We start from the raw sequence: 1,930 nt of genomic DNA, 5'->3' as shown, positions 1-1,930 counted from the left end.
CTTCCTCGACCGGCTCGCAGGCCACTTCGACCACAAGGTCCACCTCGTCGTGGACGGCCACTCCGCCCACCGCTCCCGCAAGGTCCGCACCTGGCTCGCTGATCACCCGGACCGGATCGAGCTGCACTTCCTGCCGTCGTACTCGCCGGAGCTGAACCCCGACGAGCTGGTCAACGCCGACCTCAAAAGGAGCCTGCCGATGCACGGCAGGGCCCGCGACCAGGCCCAACTCGCTGCCGAAGCCCGACGGTTCTTCCACCGACGCCAACGCCACACATCGTCCGGGGCTACTTCGGCGGCCCGCACGTCCGCTACATCCTCGAATAGAACCCTTTGAGTTTCGGATCAATAGAACCCCGCGATTCACAGAGGTCCGCACCGTGGGACGTGTTGGCCTACTGAGCCCTACGGCATACGCCTACCGCGCGTTGTGCCCACGGCGACCAGGCCAGAGGGGAAGATCAAATGACAAGCCGATTCCGCAAGGGGTCTCGACACATGCTTAGGGCCGCGGGGTTCGCCATGATCCGAGGTGCTGCGTACGCAGCTGGCAGCGCCGTCGTGACTGGATGGATCTGGTGGTTCCAGTCTCGGTAGTTCGCGCCGACTCCACGGGCAGCAGAACGACCGTGAGTGCGGGCTGCTACCCCTCCTGGGCGGCAGCCCGCACTGTGTTCACTCCCGCCAGGGCCGGGGTCCAGAGGGCCGGCCTGCCGTCGCGTCGCTGGAGAGCGAATGCCTTGACCAGGTGATCTCAGATTCGTGGCCGATCGGCCATCGATTGGCCATCGGCCGTGAGATTTGGCCACGGGATTTGAGATCCCACATCGTGTAGGTTCTCAGCGCCCACGCCATATGACGACACTGCAACCTTGGTGTTCTCAAGGAGCGTCCCGCCGCGCTGTCGGATCGATTCTCAACTTCGCGCCATATCCGCAGGGCTCTCAGCGACTGGCGACGACTGCCGAGACGCTGGCCTGGCCGTTCTCACGCAGACGCCACATGTGCAGTCGATATGGCGTCGGCGCTGAGAATATGGCGCGGATTTTGAGAACCTACACATCTGTAGGATCTCGCGATCCACGTCATGGAGCACCGCCGTGACCTGCTGCTCTTCAGGCTGTCTCAGACAGTGACGGATGAGTTGAGTCTCAGGATCGTGTCGCTTCCTTCGACCGCCTCCGACGGAGTTGGCCAGGTCATGCGCGGTTCAGATCGAGGCTCGGAGGGCCTTCCGCAGGAGCTCGCCGAACTCTGCGGGGTGCGTGGTCAGCCCGATGTGCCCGCCGGGGAAGTGCTGAAGCTCCGTGCCGAGACGCTCGGCCAGGAAAGCGGCCGAGCGGTAGGGCAGCTCACCGCGTGAGTCCTGGCCACCGGCGATCACGAGCCGGTCCGACAGCCCCTCCAGCCGACTGATGTCCGGCGTGTAGGACATGAAGCTGGGCACGATCCGCCCGACGAAGTACGGCAGGTTGGCCATCGTCTGCTCGGCCCGCGCCGCTGCTTGGGGCGGAAGTTTGAGCTCGGCCTTCGGCTCGGTGGTGTCGCCGTCCTTCTTCAGGCCCGCAGCGAACACGGCCATCGCCGGCATGAGCCCTTGGGCGCGGAACGTGTCCTGCACTTGTGCGATGAGTGCGCGGTGTTCAGCCGCATCCGGCAGGACCTCTACTACTGGCGGCTCGTGCATCACAACGCGTGCAATGCGTTCGGGGTGGGCGGTGAGCAGGTGCAGGGCGGCGATAGCGCCTGAACTGGCGCCGAAGACCAGGGCGGGCTCACCGGGCGACAGCAGTTCCACCATCCGGAACGCGTCATCGGCGTGCTCGGCCACTTGAGGTTCCCCCGTTGCGCGAGAGGTGCTGATCAGCTGGTCAGTGAGGGTTGACGGGGTTTCAGGTTCGTCGGTTCGGCCGTCGCCTGCTCGGCGTAG

General features: G+C 65.2%; 2 pseudogenes. One reads left to right on the top strand and one right to left on the bottom strand.

The annotated features are described in order from the left end of the window. Positions 1-327, top strand: a pseudogene (locus P1P70_RS44070) (transposase); the annotation flags it as partial. 883 nt (positions 328-1,210) lie between these two features. Here P1P70_RS44070 and P1P70_RS44065 read toward each other — a convergent pair. Beyond that, a pseudogene (locus P1P70_RS44065) lies at positions 1,211-1,840 on the bottom strand (alpha/beta fold hydrolase); the annotation flags it as partial. Positions 1,841-1,930: the final 90 nt, after the last annotated feature.

Origin of the sequence: Streptomyces sp. MB09-02B (assembly GCF_033794485.1) — a bacterium.
Classification (GTDB): domain Bacteria; phylum Actinomycetota; class Actinomycetes; order Streptomycetales; family Streptomycetaceae; genus Streptomyces.
The sequence above is the reverse complement of the archived record's forward strand: the minus strand, read 5'-3'. Positions and strand labels throughout refer to the sequence as shown.